Origin of the sequence: Szabonella alba (assembly GCF_016765775.1) — a bacterium.
GTDB classification, from domain to species: domain Bacteria; phylum Pseudomonadota; class Alphaproteobacteria; order Rhodobacterales; family Rhodobacteraceae; genus Szabonella; species Szabonella alba.
On sequence record NZ_JAESVN010000005.1, the window covers coordinates 89,799 to 109,478 of the forward strand.

Annotated in this window: 17 protein-coding genes; 16 read left to right on the forward strand and 1 reads right to left on the reverse strand. The window is 65.6% G+C overall.

The window, feature by feature from the left end; translation table 11 throughout:
- Nucleotides 1-8 precede the first annotated feature (8 nt).
- From JL811_RS12720 to JL811_RS12795, 16 genes are all read left to right on the forward strand, one after another.
- Nucleotides 9-1,121, forward strand: a complete 1,113-nt coding sequence (locus tag JL811_RS12720; protein ID WP_337924747.1) for a branched-chain amino acid ABC transporter permease — start codon at nt 9-11, stop codon at nt 1,119-1,121.
- Nucleotides 1,121-1,933 (forward strand): ABC transporter ATP-binding protein, encoded by an 813-nt coding sequence (locus JL811_RS12725; RefSeq protein ID WP_202689081.1) that lies wholly within the window; start codon nt 1,121-1,123, stop codon nt 1,931-1,933. Before JL811_RS12720 ends, JL811_RS12725 begins: the two co-directional genes overlap by 1 nt.
- Nucleotides 1,926-4,100 carry an ABC transporter permease gene (locus JL811_RS12730; protein WP_202689082.1) on the forward strand — a complete coding sequence of 725 codons (2,175 nt, stop codon included), beginning with the start codon at nt 1,926-1,928 and terminating at the stop codon, nt 4,098-4,100. The genes JL811_RS12725 and JL811_RS12730 overlap by 8 nt, the downstream gene beginning before the upstream one ends.
- A complete protein-coding gene (locus JL811_RS12735) occupies nt 4,097-4,951 on the forward strand; it encodes a phosphoenolpyruvate hydrolase family protein (protein WP_202689083.1) in 855 nt (284 codons plus the stop codon). Before JL811_RS12730 ends, JL811_RS12735 begins: the two co-directional genes overlap by 4 nt.
- Nucleotides 4,952-5,099: 148 nt before the next feature.
- On the forward strand, nt 5,100-8,045 hold the full coding sequence (locus tag JL811_RS12740; RefSeq protein WP_202689084.1) for a flotillin family protein: 2,946 nt from the start codon (nt 5,100-5,102) through the stop codon (nt 8,043-8,045).
- On the forward strand, nt 8,046-8,483 hold the full coding sequence (locus tag JL811_RS12745; protein ID WP_202689085.1) for an SRPBCC family protein: 438 nt from the start codon (nt 8,046-8,048) through the stop codon (nt 8,481-8,483).
- 1 nt (nt 8,484) lies between these two features.
- Complete coding sequence (locus JL811_RS12750) at nt 8,485-8,931, forward strand: SRPBCC family protein (protein ID WP_202689086.1); 447 nt, start codon at nt 8,485-8,487, stop codon at nt 8,929-8,931.
- Entirely contained in the window at nt 8,931-9,728 is a 798-nt protein-coding gene (locus JL811_RS12755; RefSeq protein ID WP_202689087.1) for an FAD binding domain-containing protein, read from the forward strand. Before JL811_RS12750 ends, JL811_RS12755 begins: the two co-directional genes overlap by 1 nt.
- A 1-nt stretch (nt 9,729) precedes the next feature.
- On the forward strand, nt 9,730-10,203 hold the full coding sequence (locus JL811_RS12760; RefSeq protein WP_202689088.1) for a (2Fe-2S)-binding protein: 474 nt from the start codon (nt 9,730-9,732) through the stop codon (nt 10,201-10,203).
- Complete coding sequence (locus JL811_RS12765) at nt 10,200-11,924, forward strand: xanthine dehydrogenase family protein molybdopterin-binding subunit (RefSeq protein ID WP_202689089.1); 1,725 nt, start codon at nt 10,200-10,202, stop codon at nt 11,922-11,924. The genes JL811_RS12760 and JL811_RS12765 overlap by 4 nt, the downstream gene beginning before the upstream one ends.
- A gap of 1 nt (nt 11,925) precedes the next feature.
- Nucleotides 11,926-12,948, forward strand: a complete 1,023-nt coding sequence (locus JL811_RS12770) for a xanthine dehydrogenase family protein molybdopterin-binding subunit (RefSeq protein ID WP_202689090.1) — start codon at nt 11,926-11,928, stop codon at nt 12,946-12,948.
- 4 nt (nt 12,949-12,952) lie between these two features.
- Nucleotides 12,953-13,831: an AAA family ATPase gene (locus JL811_RS12775; protein WP_202689091.1), complete on the forward strand. Its 879-nt coding sequence runs from the start codon at nt 12,953-12,955 to the stop codon at nt 13,829-13,831.
- A 118-nt stretch (nt 13,832-13,949) separates the two neighbouring features.
- Nucleotides 13,950-15,047: a VWA domain-containing protein gene (locus JL811_RS12780; RefSeq protein WP_202689092.1), complete on the forward strand. Its 1,098-nt coding sequence runs from the start codon at nt 13,950-13,952 to the stop codon at nt 15,045-15,047.
- Complete coding sequence (locus JL811_RS12785) at nt 15,044-15,919, forward strand: amidohydrolase family protein (protein WP_202689093.1); 876 nt, start codon at nt 15,044-15,046, stop codon at nt 15,917-15,919. Before JL811_RS12780 ends, JL811_RS12785 begins: the two co-directional genes overlap by 4 nt.
- 19 nt (nt 15,920-15,938) lie before the next feature.
- Nucleotides 15,939-16,787 carry an N-acyl homoserine lactonase family protein gene (locus JL811_RS12790; RefSeq protein WP_202689094.1) on the forward strand — a complete coding sequence of 283 codons (849 nt, stop codon included), beginning with the start codon at nt 15,939-15,941 and terminating at the stop codon, nt 16,785-16,787.
- Nucleotides 16,788-16,790: 3 nt separating this feature from the next.
- Nucleotides 16,791-18,377, forward strand: coding sequence for an isochorismatase family protein (locus tag JL811_RS12795; protein WP_202689095.1), 1,587 nt, complete (start codon nt 16,791-16,793; stop codon nt 18,375-18,377).
- Between the two features lie 95 nt (nt 18,378-18,472).
- On the opposite strand, the gene JL811_RS12800 is transcribed toward JL811_RS12795, so the two are convergent.
- Entirely contained in the window at nt 18,473-19,648 is a 1,176-nt protein-coding gene (locus JL811_RS12800; protein WP_202689096.1) for an HPP family protein, read from the reverse strand.
- Nucleotides 19,649-19,680: the final 32 nt, after the last annotated feature.

Here is a 19,680-nt window from a genome sequence, read left to right on the forward strand (position 1 = left end):
AGATGGCCGTGACCGACACCCCGCCCCCCGGCGCCCGCAACGCGACCCCGCCCGCAGGCGCGGCCCGACCGTCCGGACAGGAAGGTGGCGCCCCCGGTTCGGAACAGAAACTGTGGATCGAGCGGATCCCCGCAGGTTGGTGGGCGCTGGCCATCGTGCTGCTGTTCATGCCGGCCGTTGCCAATAACTTCTGGCTGTTTCAGGTCTTCGGCTGGACCTTCATCCTTGGCATGATCGCACTCAGCCTGATGTTCCTTGCAGGCTATGGCGGCATGGTCAGCCTGATCCAGATGTCGGTTGCCGCGATGGGCGGCTACATGGTCGCGATCCTCGGCCCCTCAGGGGTCGAGACGATCAGCCTTGGCCTGCCCTGGTGGCTGAACATCCCGCTGGCCATCCTCATCGCGGCGGTCTTTGCCACGCTGGTCGGCGCATTGGCCGTGCGGACCGAGGGGATCTACACGATCATGATCACCCTCGCCATTGCCAGCGCATTCTTCTACTTCACGCGGCAGAATTACGGAATTTTCAACGGCTATACCGGGTTCAACCTTGTTGTCCCGCCCATGCTGTTCGGGGTCGACTGGCGGCAGCCGGTTGCGTTCTACTATCTGTCGCTGGGCCTTGCGGTGCTGTGTTATGCGGCAGTCGTCTATGTCTCGCGCACGCCATTCGGGCTGGCCTTGCAGGGGGTGCGCGACAATCCGCGCCGCATGGCCGCATTGGGGTTCAACGTCACCGCGCACCGGATTGCCGCCTATACATTCGCCGGGGCGATTGCCGCAATCGGCGGGATCCTTCTGGTCTGGCAGAACTCGCAGATCGCCCCCGGCACGGCGGGCCTGCCTGCGGTGTTCGACATTCTGGTGATCGCGGTAGTGGGCGGCTTGCGCCGCCCGTCGGGCGCCTTCATCGGGGCCTTGATCTATGTGCTGCTGCGCACCTTCAGCCCCGATGTCCTGACCGCGTTCGAACTGTCGAATGAGCGTTTCAAGCTGCTGATCGGTCTGGGCTTTCTGGTGGTGGTCTTCTTTTCGCCCGACGGAATGCTGGGCCTTTATGACCGCTGGAAGGCGAACCGGGGCCGCCGTGACCCGCTGACCGGGAAGGAGCGCGAGTGATGGATGGGGCGCGTGAAACCGGGGCGGTGACCGCCGCAAGGGCCGGGATTGCCGGGGCCACGACCGGGGCCGCACTGGAGCTGCGCGGCGTCACCAAGATGTTCGGCGCGCTGGCCGCAATCTCGGATGTCACGATGACCGTGCGCCCCGGCGAGCGTCGCGCGGTGCTTGGGTCGAATGGCGCCGGAAAGACAACGCTGTTCAACTGCGTCACCGGGGATTTCCTGCCAACGTCGGGCACGATCCGCCTGTTCGGTGAGGATGTGAGCGCCTTTCCCGCGCATGAACGCATCCGGCGCGGATTGCGCCGCACTTATCAGATCTCTCTGCTGTTCACCGGGCTGTCGGTGGCTGACAATGTCTATCTGGCCTGTCGCGGCGTCAGCCGGGGACGGTTCTCGCTTCTGCGGCCCCGCAAGGGTGATCCGCTGCTGACGCGCAGTCTGGAACTGGTCGAGGCGGTGCATCTGACCCCGCATCGCGATCAACTGGTCAGCGAACTTTCCTATGGTCAGCAGCGCCAGCTTGAGATTGCACTGGCCCTTGCCGGCGCGCCGCGCTTCATCCTGTTTGACGAACCGGCGGCGGGCCTGTCCCCAACCGAACGGCGGGAACTGGTCGCGATCCTGACCGGCCTGCCGTCGCATATGGGGTTTGTCATCATCGAGCATGACATGGATGTTGCCCTGCGCGTCGCGGAATCGGTGACGATGATGCATAATGGCCGTGTCTTCAAGGAAGGCACGCCCGCCGAAATCGAGAACGATGCCGAGGTGCAGGAGCTTTACCTCGGAGGGGGGCACCATGGCTGAACGTCAGGGACCGCCCGCGCTGGAGGTCAAGGGGCTCAACGTCTTTTACGGTGCTTCCCATGCGCTGCAAGGGGTCGATCTGCGGCTGGGATCCGGGGTGCTGTCGGTCGTGGGTCGCAACGGCATGGGCAAGACCACGCTGTGCAAGACGATCATGGGGCTGGTGCCTGCGGCGGGCGGGTCCATCCTGTTCCGGGGTCAGCCGGTTCTGGGCAAGACCCCTGCCGAGATTGCGCGCATGGGCATCGGCTATGTGCCGCAGGGCCGCCGCCTCTGGCGGTCGCTGACGGTGGATGAACATCTGCGCATGGTCGCGGGCAAGCCCGGGCCATGGTCGGTGGAACGGATCTATTCCACCTTTCCGCGCCTTGGTGAACGCAAGGGCAATGGCGGCGCGCAGCTTTCGGGCGGGGAACAGCAGATGCTGGCCATCTCGCGCGCGCTTTTGCAGAACCCGAAACTGCTGGTGATGGATGAACCGACCGAGGGTCTGGCCCCCGTCATCGTCAGCCAGGTCGAGGAGATGCTGCTGCAACTGGCCGAGGAAGGCGAGATCGACGTTCTGGTGATCGAGCAGAATATCGGGGTTGCCTGCGGCGTCGCCGATACCGTGGCGATCATGGTGAATGGACGGATCAACCGCACCGCCCCGGCGCGCGAACTGGCCGCAGACCGCGACTTGCAACAGCGGCTTCTGGGCGTCGGACGGCACGGGGATGAGGACGGTCCCGCCCCAGAGGCAGGGCAAGGCGCCGACAAGGCGGCCCCCACCGGACCGGTCCGGATTTACCTGTCGAACCCGAAACTGCCGACCCGCTGGTCACGCCCCGCCCCGGTTGAGGCGATCGAGCGCGCCGCCCGCATCGTGACCAGCGCGCCCGTGGCCAGCCCGCAGGGGCAGACCGACCTGCGCCCGCTGGCCGCCCCCGGCGCGCAGGTCGTGCTGGTGGCCGGAACGCTGGACACCAAGGGGGAAGAACTGCGCTTCATCCGCGACCGGATCCGCGCGGCGGGCCTGCCGGTGCGTCTGGTCGATCTGTCCACCTCGGGCGGCCATTCCGGGGCCGAAGTGCCGGCGCATCTGGTTGCGGCCTTCCATCCGCGCGGTGCGGCGGGGGTGTTTACCGGCGACCGGGGCACATCGGTCGCGGGCATGACCGAGGCTTTCGCCCGCTGGATCGCGCGGCAGGACGGGATCGCGGGCATCATCTCGGCCGCCGGATCGGGCGGTACCGCCATCGTGGCCCCGGCCATGCGCGCCCTGCCGGTTGGGGTGCCGAAACTGATCGTGTCCACCGTCGCCAGCGGTGAGGTGCGCCAATATGTCGGCCCTTCAGATATCATGATGATGCATTCGGTCGCCGATGTGCAGGGGCTGAACGTGATCACCGAGGATGTGCTGGGCAATGCCGCCGAGGCGATGGCGGGCATGGTCCGCGCCCGCCGCGCGGCGGCCCCCCGGCCCGATAGGAAACCCGCCATCGCGCTGTCGATGTTCGGGGTCACCACACCTTGCGTGCAGCAGATGACAGCCGCCCTGAAAGAGGACTGGGATTGCCTTGTCTTCCACATGACCGGGATCGGTGGGCAGTCGATGGAAAAACTGGTCGAGGGCGGGCGCGTCGCAGGCGTGATCGACGCCACCACGACGGAAATTGCCGATATGCTGTTCGGCGGGGTCTTTCCCGCGACCGAGGACCGGTTCGGTGCGGTGATCCGCCGCCGTATGCCCTATATCGGTTCGGTCGGCGCGCTGGATATGGTGAATTTCGGCGCGCGTGACACGGTGCCGGTGAAGTATCAGGGCCGGACGTTCTATCAGCACAATCCGCAGGTCACGCTGATGCGCACGACCCCGGCCGAAAATGCCGAAATGGGCAAATGGATCGGGGAACGGCTGAATCTGATGGAGGGGCCGGTGCGGTTTTTCCTGCCCGAAGGCGGGGTTTCCGCGCTGGATGCCCCCGGTCAGCCCTTTGACGACCTGGCCGCCCGCCGCGCGCTGTTCGAGGCGCTGGAGGCGACGGTGCGCCAGTCCACCACACGGCAGCTGATCCGCCTGCCGCAGAATATCAACGACCCGGCCTTTTCGGCGGCGATGGTGGCAGCGTTCCGCAGCTTCCATGACAGCCCCCGCAAGCCGCGCAGAAAGGACCGCAAGCCATGATCCCGCGCGACAAGATCCTTGAAAAGTTCCGCGACATGATCGCGCGCGGCCAGCCCATCGTCGGCGGCGGGGCGGGCACCGGCCTGTCGGCGAAATGCGAAGAGGCGGGCGGGATCGACCTGATCGTGATCTACAATTCGGGCCGCTACCGCATGGCCGGGCGCGGCAGTCTGGCCGGGCTGATGCCTTACGGTGATGCCAATGCCATCGTGATGGACATGGCATCCGAGGTGCTGCCGGTGGTGAAACACACCCCCGTTCTGGCTGGGGTCTGCGCGACCGATCCGTTCCGCCTGATGGACCGGTTTCTGGATCAGGTGAAGGCCGCAGGCTTTTCCGGTGTGCAGAATTTCCCGACCGTGGGGCTGATCGACGGCACCTTCCGCGCCAATCTTGAGGAAACCGGCATGTCCTACGGGCTGGAGGTCGACATGATCGCATCGGCCCGTACCAAGGACATGCTGACCACGCCCTATGTGTTTTCGGAAGAAAACGCCGCCGACATGGCGCGCGCAGGCGCGGATGTGATCGTCGTGCATCTGGGACTGACGACGGGCGGCAGCATCGGGGCGGAAACCGCGCTGAAACTGTCCGATTGTCCCGCCGTCGTCGATGCACAGGCCGAGGCCGCGCTGCGCGTGAACCGGGATGCCATCATCCTTGTCCATGGTGGCCCTGTCGCCATGCCCGAGGATGCCGAGTTTATCCTGAAGAACACCACGACCTGTCACGGCTTCTATGGCGCGTCTTCCATGGAGCGCCTGCCGACCGAACTGGCGCTGACCGAACAGACCCGCGCCTTCAAGGCGATTACAGGCAAGGCGTTTGCGGGAAAAGGAGGGCAGGCATGACGATGATCCTGCTTCGGGCGCCGCCCCCCCACCCGCTCCCTCCCCCACGAGGGGGGAGGGACGCGCCCCGACCTGACCCGGCGCGCGCGACCCGCCGCCAGACCCCCGCCACCGCAAGACGCGAACCGACCACAGAGGAGCGACCGACATGACCGGGCAACTCATCGGACAACTGATCCTTTGGCTTATCGTGGCCATTGTCGCCATCTTCATCCTGTACTGGGTGATGCACTGGCTTTATCGCCGCTCGACCAAGGAAGTGGCCTTCGTGCGCACAGGTTTCCTTGGCGAAAAGGTCGTGATAGACGGCGGCGCCTTCGTCTGGCCGATCATCCATGACATCACCCCCGTCAACATGAACGTCCTGCCGCTGAAAGTGGCGCGCACCAAGGGTGAGGCGCTGATCACGCGTGACCGGATGCGGGTGGATGTCGAGGCGGAATTCTATATCCGCGTGCGCCCCGAACGCGCTGCCGTCGCCATGGCGGCATCAACGCTGGGACGCCGCACGCTGGAGCCGGAAAGCCTTCATGCGCTGCTGTCGGGCAAGTTCGAAAGCGCGATGCGCGCGATTGCCGCCGAAACAGATATGGGCTCGATGCATGAAAACCGCGCGTCCTATGTCAACCGCGTGCGGGATCTGGCGCAGGAGGATCTGCAAAAGAACGGGCTGGAACTGGAATCGGTCGCGATCCTTGATATCGACCAGACCAGCCTGGAATATTTCAACCCGTCGAACCGGTTTGATGCCGAGGGTCTGACCACGCTCATCCGCGAGATCGAGGAGCGGCGCAAGCTGCGCAACGATATCGAGCAGGATACGATGATCCAGATCCGCGCGCGCAATCTGGAGGCCGAGAAACTGGCGCTGAATATCGAGCGTGAGTCTGAATCTGCCCGGCTGGAACAGGAACGCGATGTCGAGTTCCGCCGCGCCCAGCAACGCGCCGAACTGGCCCGCGAACGCGCGCAGCGCGAGACCGAGGCCGAGGAGGCCCAGATCACCGCCCGTGAGGTGATCGAGATGAAGCGCATCCTGAATGAGCGGACCATCGCCGAGGAGCGCATCAGCTCGGAACGCGAGGTGCGCGGCAAGGAGATCGCCCGCACGCAGGCCATCGAGGCCGAAGAGATCGCCGCCAAGGAGACCACCGAAAAGGCCCGTATCCTGCAGGAACGTGCCATCCGTCAGGCCCGCATCGAACAGGAGCGCAGCACGCAATCGGCCGAGATCGAGAAGCAGCAGGCGCTGGATGCCGCCGAGATCACGGCGCGCGAATCCACCGAACGCGCCCGTATCGCGCAGGAAAAATCCGTGACCGAGGCCCGCATCGCGCGGGACCGTGAGACGCAGACCGCCGAGATCGCGCGCCAGAAGGAAATTCAGGCCGCCGAGATCGAAGCCGCCGAAGCGACCGAGAAACGCCGCATGGCCCAGACCCTGCTGATCAACCAGACCCGCATTTCCGGTGAGGAAAAGGTCAGGATGCAGGAAATCACCCGCGCCCGGACGCTGGACGAGGCCGAGATCGTCGCGCGGGAGGCTGTTGAGCGCGCCCGCATCGCGCAGGCCGCCGATGTGAATGAGGTGCGCATCGCCGAGGATCTGCGGATCCGCGGGCTTGAGATCGCGCGGCAACAGGCGGTGGAAGCCGCCGAGATTGCCGCCTCGCAGGCGACCGAGGCCGCCCGCATCGCGCGTGAGAAACAATTGGCTGCCGAACGGATCGCCGCCGATGGCACGACCCGCGAACAGGAAATCTCCCGCGACAAGGCCATTGACGAGGCCCGCGTTGCCGCCGAGGAGGCGGTGGAGGCCGCCCGCATCGCGCAGCGTCGCAAGCTGGAGGCTGACCGCATCGCCGCCGCCGAGGCGACACAGGCGCGGGAAATCGCGCAGCGCCGCAAGTTGGATGCCGAACGCATCGCCGCCGAAGAAGCGACCCGTTCGCGCGAGATTGCGCGCGAACGCGAGATCGAGGCCGCCGATATCGCCCGGCGCGAAGATACCGAACGCGCCCGCATCACGTCGGACCTGAAACTGGAGCAGGACCGCATCGCCAGCCAACGCACCCGCGAGGTCGAGGATATCGAGCGCAAGCAAGCCGTTGAGGCCGCCGATCAGGCCCGTGTCGTGTCGCTGGCCGGGGAACGCGCCAAGGCGGCGGCGGCAGATGCCAGCGTCAAGCAGGCCCAGATCGCCGCACAGCGCGATGTGGACTCTGCCGAGGTGGACCGCGAGCGTGTCGTCGAGGCCGCCCGTCTGGAACGCCGCCGCAGTCTGGAACAGCTGGAGATCGCCCGCGTGCAGGCCCTGCGCGAGGCCGAGATCGAAAGCCGCGAGGATGTGGAACGCGCCCGGATTGCCAGCGAGCGGCAGTTGGACGAGATCCGCATCGACCACGAAAAGATCCGCCGCGAACTGGAAATTGGCCGCGAAAAGGCGGTGGAAACCGTGCAGATGGACAAGGCCATCGCGCTTTATCAGAAATCGCTTGAGGAAAGCGCTGCCCGCGCCGAGGCCGATGCCGCCCGCGCCCTTGCCGCGCAGGCCGAGGAAAAGGTCAAGACGGTGCGGGATACCGAAGTGGCCAGCCGCAAGAAATCCATCGATGTGCTGATGGCGGAAAAGGCCGCCGACGAAGCGCGCCATATGGCGACCGCCGCACAGCTTCGCGCCGTGGTCGAGGCGGAGGCTGCGAAACTTCTGAACGAGGCCGAGAACATCCTGACCGACGAGGCGCGGCATTCGCTGTTCCGTCGCAAGCTCCTGGAACATGTCGAGGGTATTGTCACGGCCTCGGTCAAGCCCTTGGAGAAGATCCAGGACATCCGCATCATGCAGCTTGATGGCATCCATGGCGGCGGCTCCGGCTCGGGCGGCAGCCCCACGGATGAGGTCATCAATTCCGCGCTGCGCTACCGGGTGCAGGCGCCGCTGATCGACGGTCTGTTGGCCGATATCGGAATCGAGGGCGGCAACCTGACCAAACAGGGCGGGCTGATCCGCGAGGCGTCCGACATGCAGCGCATCAACGAGGCCGCGAAGAAGGCGACCAAACCCGATGCCAAACCGGATGGGGAGAAGAAGTAGATGGCCCGCGTCTATGTCTCATCTGTGATCGACGCGCCCGTGGCCAAGGTCTGGGAACGGGTGCGCGATTTCAACGCCCTGCCGCGCTGGCATCCGCGCATCCGCGACAGCCGGATCGAGAATGGCGAACCGTCCGACCGTGTGGGCTGCGTGCGCGATTTCCACCTGCAGAACGGTGACCGGCTGCGCGAGAAACTGCTGGGCCTTTCGGATTACGATTACTTCTGCACCTATGCGATCCTCGAAAGTCCGATGCCGCTGACCGATTACATCGCGACGCTGCGCCTGACCCCGGTGACCGATGGCGACAAGACCTTCATCGAATGGTCGGCGGAATTCGAATGCGCGCCCGAGGCCGAGGCCGATCTGGTGGCAGGCATTGGCGGCAATGTCTTTCAGGCGGGTTTCGACGCGCTGAAGCGGCAGATGGCGGGCTGAGATGGTCAAGGTCGTCAAAAGCGCGATCCTCAATGCCCCCGTAGAAGCGGTCTGGGAGGTTCTGCGCGATTTCAACGGCCATGACCGCTGGCACCCGATCGTGGCCGAAAGCCATATCGAAAAGGGCCTGCCCGTCGACAAGGTGGGTTGCGTGCGCAACTTCCGTCTGGCGGGCGGGGAAAACCTGCGCGAATTGCTGCTGACCATGTCGGATGCCGATATGGCCTTCAGCTATTGCCTGCTGGAAACGCCGGTGCCGCTGCTGAACTACGTCGCCCATGTGCGGCTGTTGCCGGTGACCGATGGCGACCGCACCTTCTGGCATTGGGAAAGCCGGTTCGACACGCCCGCCGGGCGGGAGGCAGAGCTGCAGCAGATGGTTGGCGAAAATGTCTATCAGGGCGGGATCAACGCGGTCCGCGCCTATATGGGGCTGGAGGAAGGCTGATGGCGGTGACGGTGGAAACCCATGGCGCGCTGGCCGATGCGGCGCGCGCAATGGCGGGGGGCGGCACCTATATGGGGGGCGGCACCGTCCTGATGCGGGGTGTCAATGACGGCTCGGTACAGGGCCGCCTTTTGCGCAGCACGGACCCCGCGCTGCGCGCGATCCGCGCCACGGGCGACGGGTTCACATTGGGGGCAGGGGTCACGATGGCCGATGTTCTGGCCTCACGCGATTTGGAGTTCCTGCATCCCGTCGCGCGCGTGATCGGCGGCCCGCAGGTGCGCGCAATGGCAACGGTTGGCGGCAATCTGTTCGCCCCCCATCCCTATGGTGATTTCGCAACGGCACTGCTGGCGCTTGGCGCGCGGGTGGTTCCGGCGGCGGGTGGCAGCCCCCGCCCGCTGGACGATATCCTGCGCGACCGTGCCCGCCCGCACCTTCTGGCCGCGATCGAGGTGCCGCGCCCGCGCGATGCCCGCGCCTTCGGCTTCCTGAAGGTCAGCCGGGTGAAGCCCAAGGGGGTTTCGGTCCTGTCCATCGCGGCCCATCTGCCGCGCGATGGCGGACGACTGCGCAATGTTCGCGTCTCTTACGGTGCCATGGGTCCGGCACCCCTGCGCGCGGTCTCGGTCGAACAGGTGCTTGAGGGGCAATCGCTGGACCCCGCCACCATCGCCCGGGCGGCGCAGGTCGCCGCCGAGGGGCTGGACCCGCCCACGGACCCGATTTCCTCGGGCTGGTATCGGCGTGAGGTGGTCGGCGTACATCTGAAACGGCTTCTGGAAAGGATGGCGTGATATGGCGATGAAACCCGTCACATTCACCCTCAACGGTCTGGCCAAGGCGGCCTTTACTGAAGACGGGCAGAACCTCTTGGATTTCCTGCGCCGGGGCGTGGGGGATATGGCCCCGAAATATGGCTGCGGGCAGGGGGGCTGCGGCGCCTGCACGGTGCTGCTCGATGGTGTGCCGCATCTGTCCTGCCTGACGCTGGCCGAAACGGTTGAAGGCCGCCGCGTCGATACCGCCTCGGGCCTTGCAGGAGCCACGATTTCACCCCTGCAAGAGGCGTTCATGGATCGTTTCGCCGCGCAATGCGGCTATTGCACGCCTGGCATGCTGATGGCCGCAACCGCGCTGCTGGCGAAAAACCCGCGCCCGAACCGCGACGAGGTGATCGAGGCGATTTCCGGCAATATCTGCCGCTGCACCGGATATGAGCCGATCATCGCCGCCATTCTGGATGTGGCCGAAGGGAGGGTCGGGGCATGAAGGATATCCCCATGGTCGGCGGCAACATGATCGATTTCCGCAAGGAATTCTTTGCCGATGAACGCCCCGAGGTTCTGAACGAGATCGGCAAGCCGACGCGACGGCAGGACATCACGGGCCATGTCACGGGCCGCTCCCCCTTCTATGACGATCATCAGTTCGAGGGGCTGTTGCATATGCGCTGCCTGCGAAGCCCGCATCATGCGGCGCGGATCCGGCGCATCGACAGCACGGCCGCCGAAAAGATGCCCGGCGTGGTGCGCATCGTCACCGGGCGCGATGTGCCGCGCAACCTGAACACGCTGCTGAGCCTGCTGGATTTCGGCATCGACGATGAACCGATCATCGCCACCGACCGCACCCGTTACCGGGGTGAGGCCGTGGTGGCCGTTATCGCCCGCACCGACCGCGAGGCCCGCGACGCCGCCGCCGCCATCCGCGTGGACTGGGAGGTGCTGCCCCATGTTCTGGATGTGGAAGAGGCGGTCAAACCCGGCGCGCCTGCGGTTCTGGACATCTATCCCAACAACAAATTCGCCTATCACGGCAAATACGACCATCAAAAACTGCGCTTCGGCGATGCCGAAACCGCCTTTGCCCAGGCCGATCATGTGATCGAGGGGCGCTATCAGATGTCGCCCATCGAACAGGCCCCGATTGAGACCTGCGGTGCCATCGCAGCCCCCGAACAGGATGGCCGCTATGTCTGCTATACCTCGACGCAGGCGCTGTTCTTCTCGCTCGGAACGGCGGCCAAGGTGCTGGACCTGCCTTCGTCGCGGCTGCATTTCATCGGCGGCACCGTGGGGGGTGGCTTTGGGGGCAAGGTCGACAGCATCCATGAACCCATGGCCATTCTGGGCGCGATCCTGACGGGCCGCCCGGTGAAATTCATGTGGGACCGCGAAGAGGAAATGCAGGTCGGCGCGCCGCGCGGGGCCGAGCTGTGGTATGTCAAGGATGCGGTGATGCGCGACGGGCGCATCATCGGGCGGAAATTCACCGGCTATTTCGACAGTGGTGCCTATACCCGCCTGTCCAGCTACGCGATCATCAAGGGCGTCGGCCATCTGCCGGGGCCTTACACGATCCCGAATGTCCATGCCGATGTCTATTGCGTCTATACCAACCGCACGCCTGCGACGGCGATGCGCGGCTTCGGCATCACCGGCGTCGATTTCGCCATCGAGGCGCATATGGACAAGGTGGCCGATACGCTGGGCATGAACCCGATCGAATTGCGCCTGCGCAATGCGTATCGGGACGGTGACATGAAGGCGCATAGGCGGCTGGCCAAGAATTGCGCGCTGATCGAATGTTGTCAGGTCGTGGCCGAAAAGGCGGGGGTGAAACTGTCGCCTGAACTTGCAGCCCTGTCCTCGACCAAGGGCGGAGGCGGGGATCGCGCGCAGATGCCCGCCTTCACCCGCACCGATGAAAACGGCCGGGTCGAAGGCTACAAACCCTGGAGTTATGCGCGCAAGGATGGCGCGAAACGCGACCCGATCCCGCCGGGCATGGCCCCGCCGCCGCAACAGCCTGCACCGACCTATCAGGCCTCTCGCCCCCCGTCCCCCTCGTGGGGAGGGGATGGGGGAGGGGGGCAGACCCAAAGCGGAGGCAGCGCCCCGCCCGCCAGCCCGCCACCCAATCCGCCTGCAGCCCCCGCCCGCCCTGGCGCGATGCGCTTTTCGTCCCTCTCTGGTTTTCGGAGGCGCTGACATGACCATCCATCGCGGACGCGGCTTTGCCTGCATCAACTATCCCATCGGGATGAACCTTGGCGGCGACCCGTCTCAGGCGCTGGTCCATTCCAACCCCGACGGAAAATTCACGGTCGCGCTGTCGGCCATTGACCTTGGGCAGGGCATGAAATCGGTCTGCCGCCAGATCGCCGCCGAAACCCTCGGCATCCCGGTCGAGGATGTCTATGTAGATACCGCCGACAGTGATACCGGCCCGCATGACATGGGGTCTTTCGCAAGCCGTGGCACGCACCGGATGGGCAATGCCGTCATCATGGCCGCGAAAGAGGCGCGTTCGGTGATGCTGGAGGCCGCCGCCGAGGAACTGGAGGTGGACCCCGCCGATCTGGTGACCGATGGCAAGGGCAATATCCATGTGAAGGGCGCGCCCTCGCGGTCAATCACCACCATGGCCGCGTCGCAGGCGGCGCAGTTCCGGCAGGGCCGCACCATTGCCGGGCGTGGCATCTTCCTGATCCCGCTGTCGGATGTGGACCCCGAAACCGGTGAGATGACACCGGTCACCACCTTCGCCCATGCCGCGATGCTGGTCACGGTCGAGGTCTGCGACGAGACCGGAGAGGTGACCGTGACCGATATGCAATCGGCCTATGAGGTTGGCCGCGCGCTGAACCCCAAGCTGGTGGAACAGCAGTTGCGCGGCGGCGCATGGATGGGAATGTCGCATGCCGCATGGGAAACGACCGAGCCACATTATCCGTCGCGCGACCATGGCGCGGTGGATTTCAACGGCTATCTGATGCCGGGGCCGGGGGACCTCGCGCCGCATCATATCTCGATCCTCGAACGCCCTGCGGCTGATGGCCCGTTCGGCGGCAAGGGGCCGGGTGAGATGTGCGCGAACCCGGTGCTGCCTGCCGTGGTCAATGCCGTCTTTGATGCGGTGGGCGTGCGCATCGACGCGCTGCCGGTCACGCCGGAAAAGGTGCTGCGCGGGTTGAAATCGCAAGGCGGTGCAAAGCCGCGCCAAAGGCTCTGACGCCATGGCGGTGCGCCCTTCCATCCTTGGCATCGACGGGCCTGAACCGCTGGCGCGGTCCCTGCGCGATGCGCAATATATCGCGGATGAGGGGCTTTCCACCGCCGCCTATCTGGCGCTGGCGCTTGGCAAGCCGCTGCTGCTGGAAGGCGCGCCCGGTGTCGGCAAGACCGAGGCGGCCAAGGCCATCGCCTCGGTTCTGGGGCGCGAACTGATCCGCCTGCAATGCTATGAGGGGATCGACGCCGCCGCCGCCATGTATGAATGGAACTTCCCGCGCCAGATGCTGGCCATCCGGCAGGCGGGGGAGGGCTATGTCAATCTTTACGCCGATGATTATCTGATTGCCCGGCCCCTGCTGCTGGCCCTGCAAGAGCCGCGCGCGCGGGTGCTGCTGATCGACGAGATTGACCGCGCCGATCCGGAGTTTGAGGCGTTTCTTCTGGAATTCCTGTCAGATTTCTCGATCTCCATCCCCGAACGCGGCACGATCCGCGCGGCCGAGCCCCCGGTTGTCCTGCTGACCTCCAACCGCACCCGCGAATTGCACGAGGCGCTGCGGCGGCGCTGCGTCTATCACTGGATCGGCTATCCCGATCCGGCGCTTGAGGCGCAGATCGTGATGATGCGGGCCTCCAGCGTGGCGCAGGAAACCGCGCATCGCGTGACCGCCGCCGTCAACCGGCTGCGCGCCGAACCGTTGGCCAAGCCCCCCGGCGTGGCCGAAACCGTGGAATGGGCCGAGGCCGCGACGCTTCTGCACAATCAGGGCGCTGCCTGGCCTGCCGCCTTTGCCCGCGCCATCGGGGTCGCGCTGAAGGATCAGGACGATCTGGCCTTCACCGCGCCGCGTCTTGACCAGCTTATCACGGGGGCGGCATGACGGCCCTGTCTTCATTCTGGCAAAAACACGTTTGGGGTGCGCGCCCCTGCGGAGGAGGTGCTGACAGCCCCCTTGGCCCCGCCAGCCCCCCTGACCCAGTCAGACCGGGGGCAACCCGATGATCCCCCGCGCGATCCGCCCCTTCCTTGCCTTCCCGCAGGCCCTGCGCGCTGCGGGCCATCCGGCGGCACCCGAACAGGTGCAGTCCTTCCTTGCCGCTGTCTCACTTCTGGGGCCGGGCTCGATCCGCGATATCCGCCGCGCCGCGCATGCGATCTTCGGCCCCGGCCCGGACCGGAGCGAGGAATTTGACGAGATCTTCGACATAATCTTTCTGGGCCGCACGTTCTTTGCCCCCGCCGAGGGCGAGGTCGAGGAGCTTCCCGAAAGCTATGATGCCGGGGAGTTCGACCTGCTGCCCGAACCGGATGAGGAAGATCCCTCGGGGGCCGAGGCCACGGCGCTGGAACGGCTTTTTGCCCGCAGCCTTGCTGCCGGTGATCCCGATGCAATGCTGCGCGCCTTTGCCCGGGCGCTGCCCGCGGCGCTGCCGCGCCGCCGTTCCCGCCGGATGAGCCCCGGCAAGGGGCCGCTGCCCGATCCGGCCCGTGCCTTTCGTGAGATGATGCGCCGGGATGGAGAGATTTCCCGCCTGCCCAGCCGTCGCCGCCGGATGCGCCAGCGCCGCGTGCTGATGCTGCTGGATGTGTCGGGATCGATGAAATCGGGCACCGAGGATGCCTTGCGCCTTGCGCACCGTCTGATGCAGGCCGGGGAACGGGTCGAGGTTTTCACCCTTGGCACCCGTCTGACCCGGGTTTCCCGCGCGTTGAAACACCGCAATCCCGATCAGGCGCTGATGCTGGCCTCGGGGCTGGTGGCCGACTGGGATGGCGGCACAAGGCTGGGGGAGGCGCTGGCGGTGTTTCTGTCGGTGCCGCGCTTTGCCAGTTTTGCCCGTGGCGCGCTGACCATCATCCTGTCCGACGGGCTGGAACGCGGCGGCCCCGAGGCGCTGACGGCGGCCGTATCGCGGCTTGCGGGGCTGTCATGGTCGGTTCTGTGGCTGTCGCCGCTGGCCGCCGATCCGGCCTATCGCCCCGAAACCGCCGCGATGCAGGCCATTGCGCCATTGCTGGACCGGCTGGGCGACGGGTCGCGCCCGGACCGGATTGCCCGGGAAATCCTTGATTTCGCGAAAGGAGCGCGCAGATGATCGACGCGCATTTCCATATCTGGCGGCAGGCCGATCTGCCCTGGCTGATGGGTCCGATGCAGCCACGCATCTTCGGCCCCTATGAGCCGATCCGCCGCGATTACCCGGTCACCGAATATCTTGACGATATCGCGGGGCTTGGCGTGACCAAGGCGGTCTATGTGCAGGCCAACTGGCCGCCCGACCGCGCCGAGGCCGAGGTGAACTGGCTTGAGGATACGGCGCTGGCCTCGGGCTGGCCGATGGGGATCGTGGGCTATGCCGATATGACGGTGCCCGATGCCCGGCCCGCGCTTGACCGGCTGGCGCGGTCTCCGCGCCTGCGCGGCATCCGCCAGCAATTCCACTGGCACGAAAACCCGATGTATCGTTTCGCGGCCCATTCCGACCTTTGCCGCGATCCGGCGGTTCAGCGCAATATCGGCCATCTGGCCGATTACGGCTGGTCCTTTGATCTGCAGGTCTTTGCCGGACAGCTTGCCGGGGCCTGCGACCTGCTGGATGCCTGCCCGCGCGTGAATTTCATCCTGCAGCATGCCGGGATGCTGGAAGACACCAGCGCCAAAGGCCGGGCCGACTGGCAGGCGGCGATGACGGATTATGCCCGCCGCCCCAATGCGTTTTGCAAGCTGTCGGGATTCGGCACCTTCATCCATCGCAACGATCCCGCGCATATCCGCTGGCTGGTCGAAACCTGCGTCGGCATCTTCGGGGCCGAACGTTGTCTCTGGGGCTCGAACTTCCCCATTGAAAAGCTCTGGACCAGCTATTCCGCCCTTCTGGGCGCGCATCGCGATGCCGCGGCCTCGCTGACCGAGGCACAGCGCCGCGCCATCTTCACCGACACCGCAAGCCGGGTTTACCGGCTCTGACATCAGGGAGGCCTTCATCATGGCACTGGAAATCAAGATACTGGATTACGGCGATATCGAACTGGAAAGCTCGTTCCTTGTTCTGGGCCGCGATTGCGGGCGCCGGCGCCGTGTGCCGGTCTATGGTTTCCTGATCCTTGGCGGCATCTATCCGATTGTCGTCGATACCGGATATCGCGACAATGCGATCATGGAAACGCTGGGAATGCGGGGTCTGCAATTCCACGAAAACATGATTGAACGCCAGTTGGCCAATCACGGCGTCAAGGTCGGCGATGTGCGCTATGTGCTGCACACCCATCTGCATATCGACCATGCGGGCAAGGATGACTGTTTCCCGATGAACACCACCGTGGTCATCAACCGGCGTGAGATGGAATATTCCGTCTCGGGCCTGATGCATCCGCAATATCCCAAACCCGATATCATGCATCTGGTCGAACGGCTGCACACCCCCGGCGCGTTGCGGCTGGAGGATCTGGAGATCGCGGGTGAGGTCGAGATCATCCCCGGCGTCACGATGGAGGCGGCAGGCGCCCATACCGAAGGGTCGATGAATGTCCATGTCGAGACCGCCGAAGGCCGCGCCACGATCTGTGGTGATGTGATCTATGATTTCAACGATCAGATCATCAACCCGCTGCGCAGCTTTGGCCCCGAAGAGTTTCAGGTCACCGGCAACCATGGCGGATCGAAGCGCGATGAAAAGGCACAGATCAGAAAGCTGCTGAACAAGTCAAAATTTCTGCTGCCGATCCACGACAAACCGGCGAAAATCGAACATGGCGTGGTCGTGGGGCGGCTGGACATGTCTGTGCCCGGCCCGGTCAGCCAGTCGGTCCCGCTGCGCAACTGGTTCCCGGTGTAAGCCATGGCCCATAGCGCGCTTGACCCGAGCTTTCGCCGCCTGATCGACGAACACGCCCCGGTTCGTCAGGCGGGCAGCGGCTTCATCTTCACCGAAGGGCCGATCTGGCATCCGGTGGACAATTACCTGCTCTTTTCCGACATGCCCGGCGATACGCGCCGCAGGCTGGACGGGGCGGGGGTGCGTGAGGTTGCGCGCCCCTCGAACAAGGGCAACGGCATGACCTATGATGCCGATCTCAATCTGCTGGTCTGCGAACATTCCACCAGTTCGGTCGCGCGTATCCGCCCGGATGGCACGCGGGAGGTGCTGGCCAGCCATTTCGAGGGGCGGGAACTGAATTCGCCCAATGATATCGTCGTGAAATCGGATGGTTCGATCTGGTTCACCGATCCCTGGTATGGCCGTATGCCGCATTTCGGGGTGGAACGGCCCCGGCAACTGGGCTGGCAGGGGGTGTTCCGCATTCCGCCGGGCGCGCGGCCGGGGGCGGAACCCGACCTGATGGTGGACCGCTACACTTTCACCCAGCCCAACGGGCTGTGTTTCTGCCCGGACGAATCGAAACTTTACATCAACGATACCGAACAGGCGAATATCCGGGTCTATGACGTTACCCCGCAGGGGCTGAAGAATGGCCGGATCTTTGCCAGTGGCCTGCGCGACAGTCTGCTGCCCGGTGTTCCGGACGGGTTGAAATGCGACGCCGAAGGCAATGTCTGGTGCTGCGCGCCGGGGGGGCTTTGGGTCTATGCGCCTGATGGCCGCCTGATCGGCAAGGTCTCGGTCCCCGAACTGCCCGCGAATTTCCATTGGGGCGGGCCGGACTGGCGCACGCTTTATGTCTGCGCTACGACCTCGGTCTATGCGATTCCCGTCAAGGTGGGGCCGAAGCCCGAACCTTTCATGCGCGCGCGCCCGGCTGCGCGGTCGGCTGCTGCTGAAGGCGGGGCCGGTGCTGCTGCGGCGGGATCATCGGGCGATGACCTGCGGCTGGATGCGTCACGCGCGGCGCTGATCATTCAGGACATGCAGAACGACGTGGTGATGGAGGGCGGCGCCTTTGCCGCCTCGGGCAGCCCGGCCCATTGCCGCGAACAGGACGCGATTGCCAATATCGCACGGCTTGCCGCGCGCTGCCGCGAACTGGGCGTGCCGGTGATCCATGTCTGGTTCGTCCGCCGGGCCGATGGGGCCGACATGACGCTGAATGCGCCGCTGTTCGAAGGGGCGGTGGATGCCAATGCGCTGGTCGAAGGGACATGGGGGGCGGAACCCGTGCCGGGGCTGGAGGCGAAGCCGGGTGATTATATCGTCACAAAGAACCGGATGAGCGCCTGGGAAGGCACGCGGCTGGAAACGATCCTCAAGGCCAACGGCCGCGATCTGATCATCGAGACCGGCGCCTGGACCAACATGAGCATCGAACACACCGCGCGCACCGGGGCCGACAAGGGCTATGTCATGGTCATCCCCGAGGATGGCTGTTCGACGATGAATGCCGACTGGCACCGCGCCAGCGTGGACTATGCGATGCAGAATGTGGCGCTGGTGACCAAGACTGCCCGGGTGATCGCAGCTCTGGGCTGAACCTGGCCGGGCAAGGGGGAGGCTGTCTGCCTCCCCGGTCCGGTTCCCGGCCCCCCCTCCGAAGGTATTTTGGCCAAGATGAATGGGAGTGGACCCTAGCCCCATTCGGGGTGATGGGCGCGGGCCAGTGCGGCAATCAGATCGGCGCGGGTGACAAAGCCGGTCAGGCGCCCACCCTCCAGCACCGGGATGCCCTGCTGCCCGCCCTCGGCCAGCAGGTCGATCAGCGTGCCAAGCGGGGTGTCCGCCCCGGCCGTCGCCACGGCGGGCACCATGGCATCACGCGCCATCGGCACCGCTGCCTGCTGCCCCGCCCGGATCAGCCGTGACAGAACGCCCCGATCGGCCGGTTGCTGTTCGATCCGCCGCCAGTAGCGCAGCAGGTCGCTTTCGCCCAGAAGGCCCAGAAACATGCCGCTTGCATCGGTGACGGGCAGGGTGCGCACGCGATGTTCGTTGAAGATTGAGGCCACATCGGAAAGCGGCGTCTCGGGGCGCAGGGCCACGACCTGCCGCGTCATCAATTCCCGGCAGGCCACGCCGTCAAACAGATGCGTCGCGGCCTCATGATGCGCGGCGGCGATCAGCCGTTCCAGATCACCGGCGCCGATATTGGCATCCAGTTGCAGCCGCTGCAGAATCGCCTCAAGCGCCGCGCCGTCAAGGGCAGGGCGCAACCCGACCTTGCCTTCGATCTGCGGCGCATGGGCGACTGGCTGACGGAAGGGAAAGCGCCGACCGGTCACGCGGTTATAGATCGCGGCACAGGCCAGCAGCAGGCAGCTTTCCATGAAGACCGGCACGAACGCGTAGGAAAAGCCGATTTCCCGCACGACATCCGCCGCCAGCACCGTGCCAAGCGCCACGCCCGCCGCCGGGGGATGCAGCGCGCGCAGCCGCATCATCGCCATCATCGACAGCGTGACCGACAATCCCAGCGCCAGCCATGTCGGACCCAGAACCAGCACCAGTGCCACCCCGATCAGGGCCGAAACCGTATTGCCCACCACCGCCGACCAAGGCTGCGCCAGCGGGCTTGACGGGACGGCAAAGGCCAGAAAGGCCGTGGCGGCGAGCGGGGCGACCAGAAAGATCGAGGCCGCCCGCCCGCCCGAAAGCGGGAAAAGCTGGCTCATCAGCCCGAAACACAGAATCAGCGCAAGCCCGGTCCCGACCGAGGCGCGCAGCATCTCCATCGCGGGCGGATTGGCGATGGCCGGACCCAGCGGACGCCAGAATCGCGGATCGCGCCAGGGGGCTGGGCGGTCCACCCTTGAGTTCCGCGCCTCAGGGGCGGGGGGCT

Excerpts from the sequence above, each read along its gene's own strand:
- JL811_RS12780 (WP_202689092.1), top strand. The coding sequence starts at position 13,950 with ATGATCCCCCGCGCGATCCGCCCCTTCCTTGCCTTCCCGCAGGCCCTG.
- JL811_RS12735 (WP_202689083.1), top strand. The coding sequence starts at position 4,097 with ATGATCCCGCGCGACAAGATCCTTGAAAAGTTCCGCGACATGATCGCG.
- JL811_RS12765 (WP_202689089.1), top strand. The coding sequence starts at position 10,200 with ATGAAGGATATCCCCATGGTCGGCGGCAACATGATCGATTTCCGCAAG.
- JL811_RS12755 (WP_202689087.1), top strand. The coding sequence starts at position 8,931 with ATGGCGGTGACGGTGGAAACCCATGGCGCGCTGGCCGATGCGGCGCGC.
- JL811_RS12795 (WP_202689095.1), top strand. The coding sequence starts at position 16,791 with ATGGCCCATAGCGCGCTTGACCCGAGCTTTCGCCGCCTGATCGACGAA.
- JL811_RS12760 (WP_202689088.1), top strand. The coding sequence starts at position 9,730 with ATGGCGATGAAACCCGTCACATTCACCCTCAACGGTCTGGCCAAGGCG.
- JL811_RS12725 (WP_202689081.1), top strand. The coding sequence starts at position 1,121 with ATGGATGGGGCGCGTGAAACCGGGGCGGTGACCGCCGCAAGGGCCGGG.
- JL811_RS12745 (WP_202689085.1), top strand. The coding sequence starts at position 8,046 with ATGGCCCGCGTCTATGTCTCATCTGTGATCGACGCGCCCGTGGCCAAG.
- JL811_RS12730 (WP_202689082.1), top strand. The coding sequence starts at position 1,926 with ATGGCTGAACGTCAGGGACCGCCCGCGCTGGAGGTCAAGGGGCTCAAC.
- JL811_RS12750 (WP_202689086.1), top strand. The coding sequence starts at position 8,485 with ATGGTCAAGGTCGTCAAAAGCGCGATCCTCAATGCCCCCGTAGAAGCG.
- JL811_RS12770 (WP_202689090.1), top strand. The coding sequence starts at position 11,926 with ATGACCATCCATCGCGGACGCGGCTTTGCCTGCATCAACTATCCCATC.
- JL811_RS12785 (WP_202689093.1), top strand. The coding sequence starts at position 15,044 with ATGATCGACGCGCATTTCCATATCTGGCGGCAGGCCGATCTGCCCTGG.
- JL811_RS12790 (WP_202689094.1), top strand. The coding sequence starts at position 15,939 with ATGGCACTGGAAATCAAGATACTGGATTACGGCGATATCGAACTGGAA.
- JL811_RS12775 (WP_202689091.1), top strand. The coding sequence starts at position 12,953 with ATGGCGGTGCGCCCTTCCATCCTTGGCATCGACGGGCCTGAACCGCTG.
- JL811_RS12740 (WP_202689084.1), top strand. The coding sequence starts at position 5,100 with ATGACCGGGCAACTCATCGGACAACTGATCCTTTGGCTTATCGTGGCC.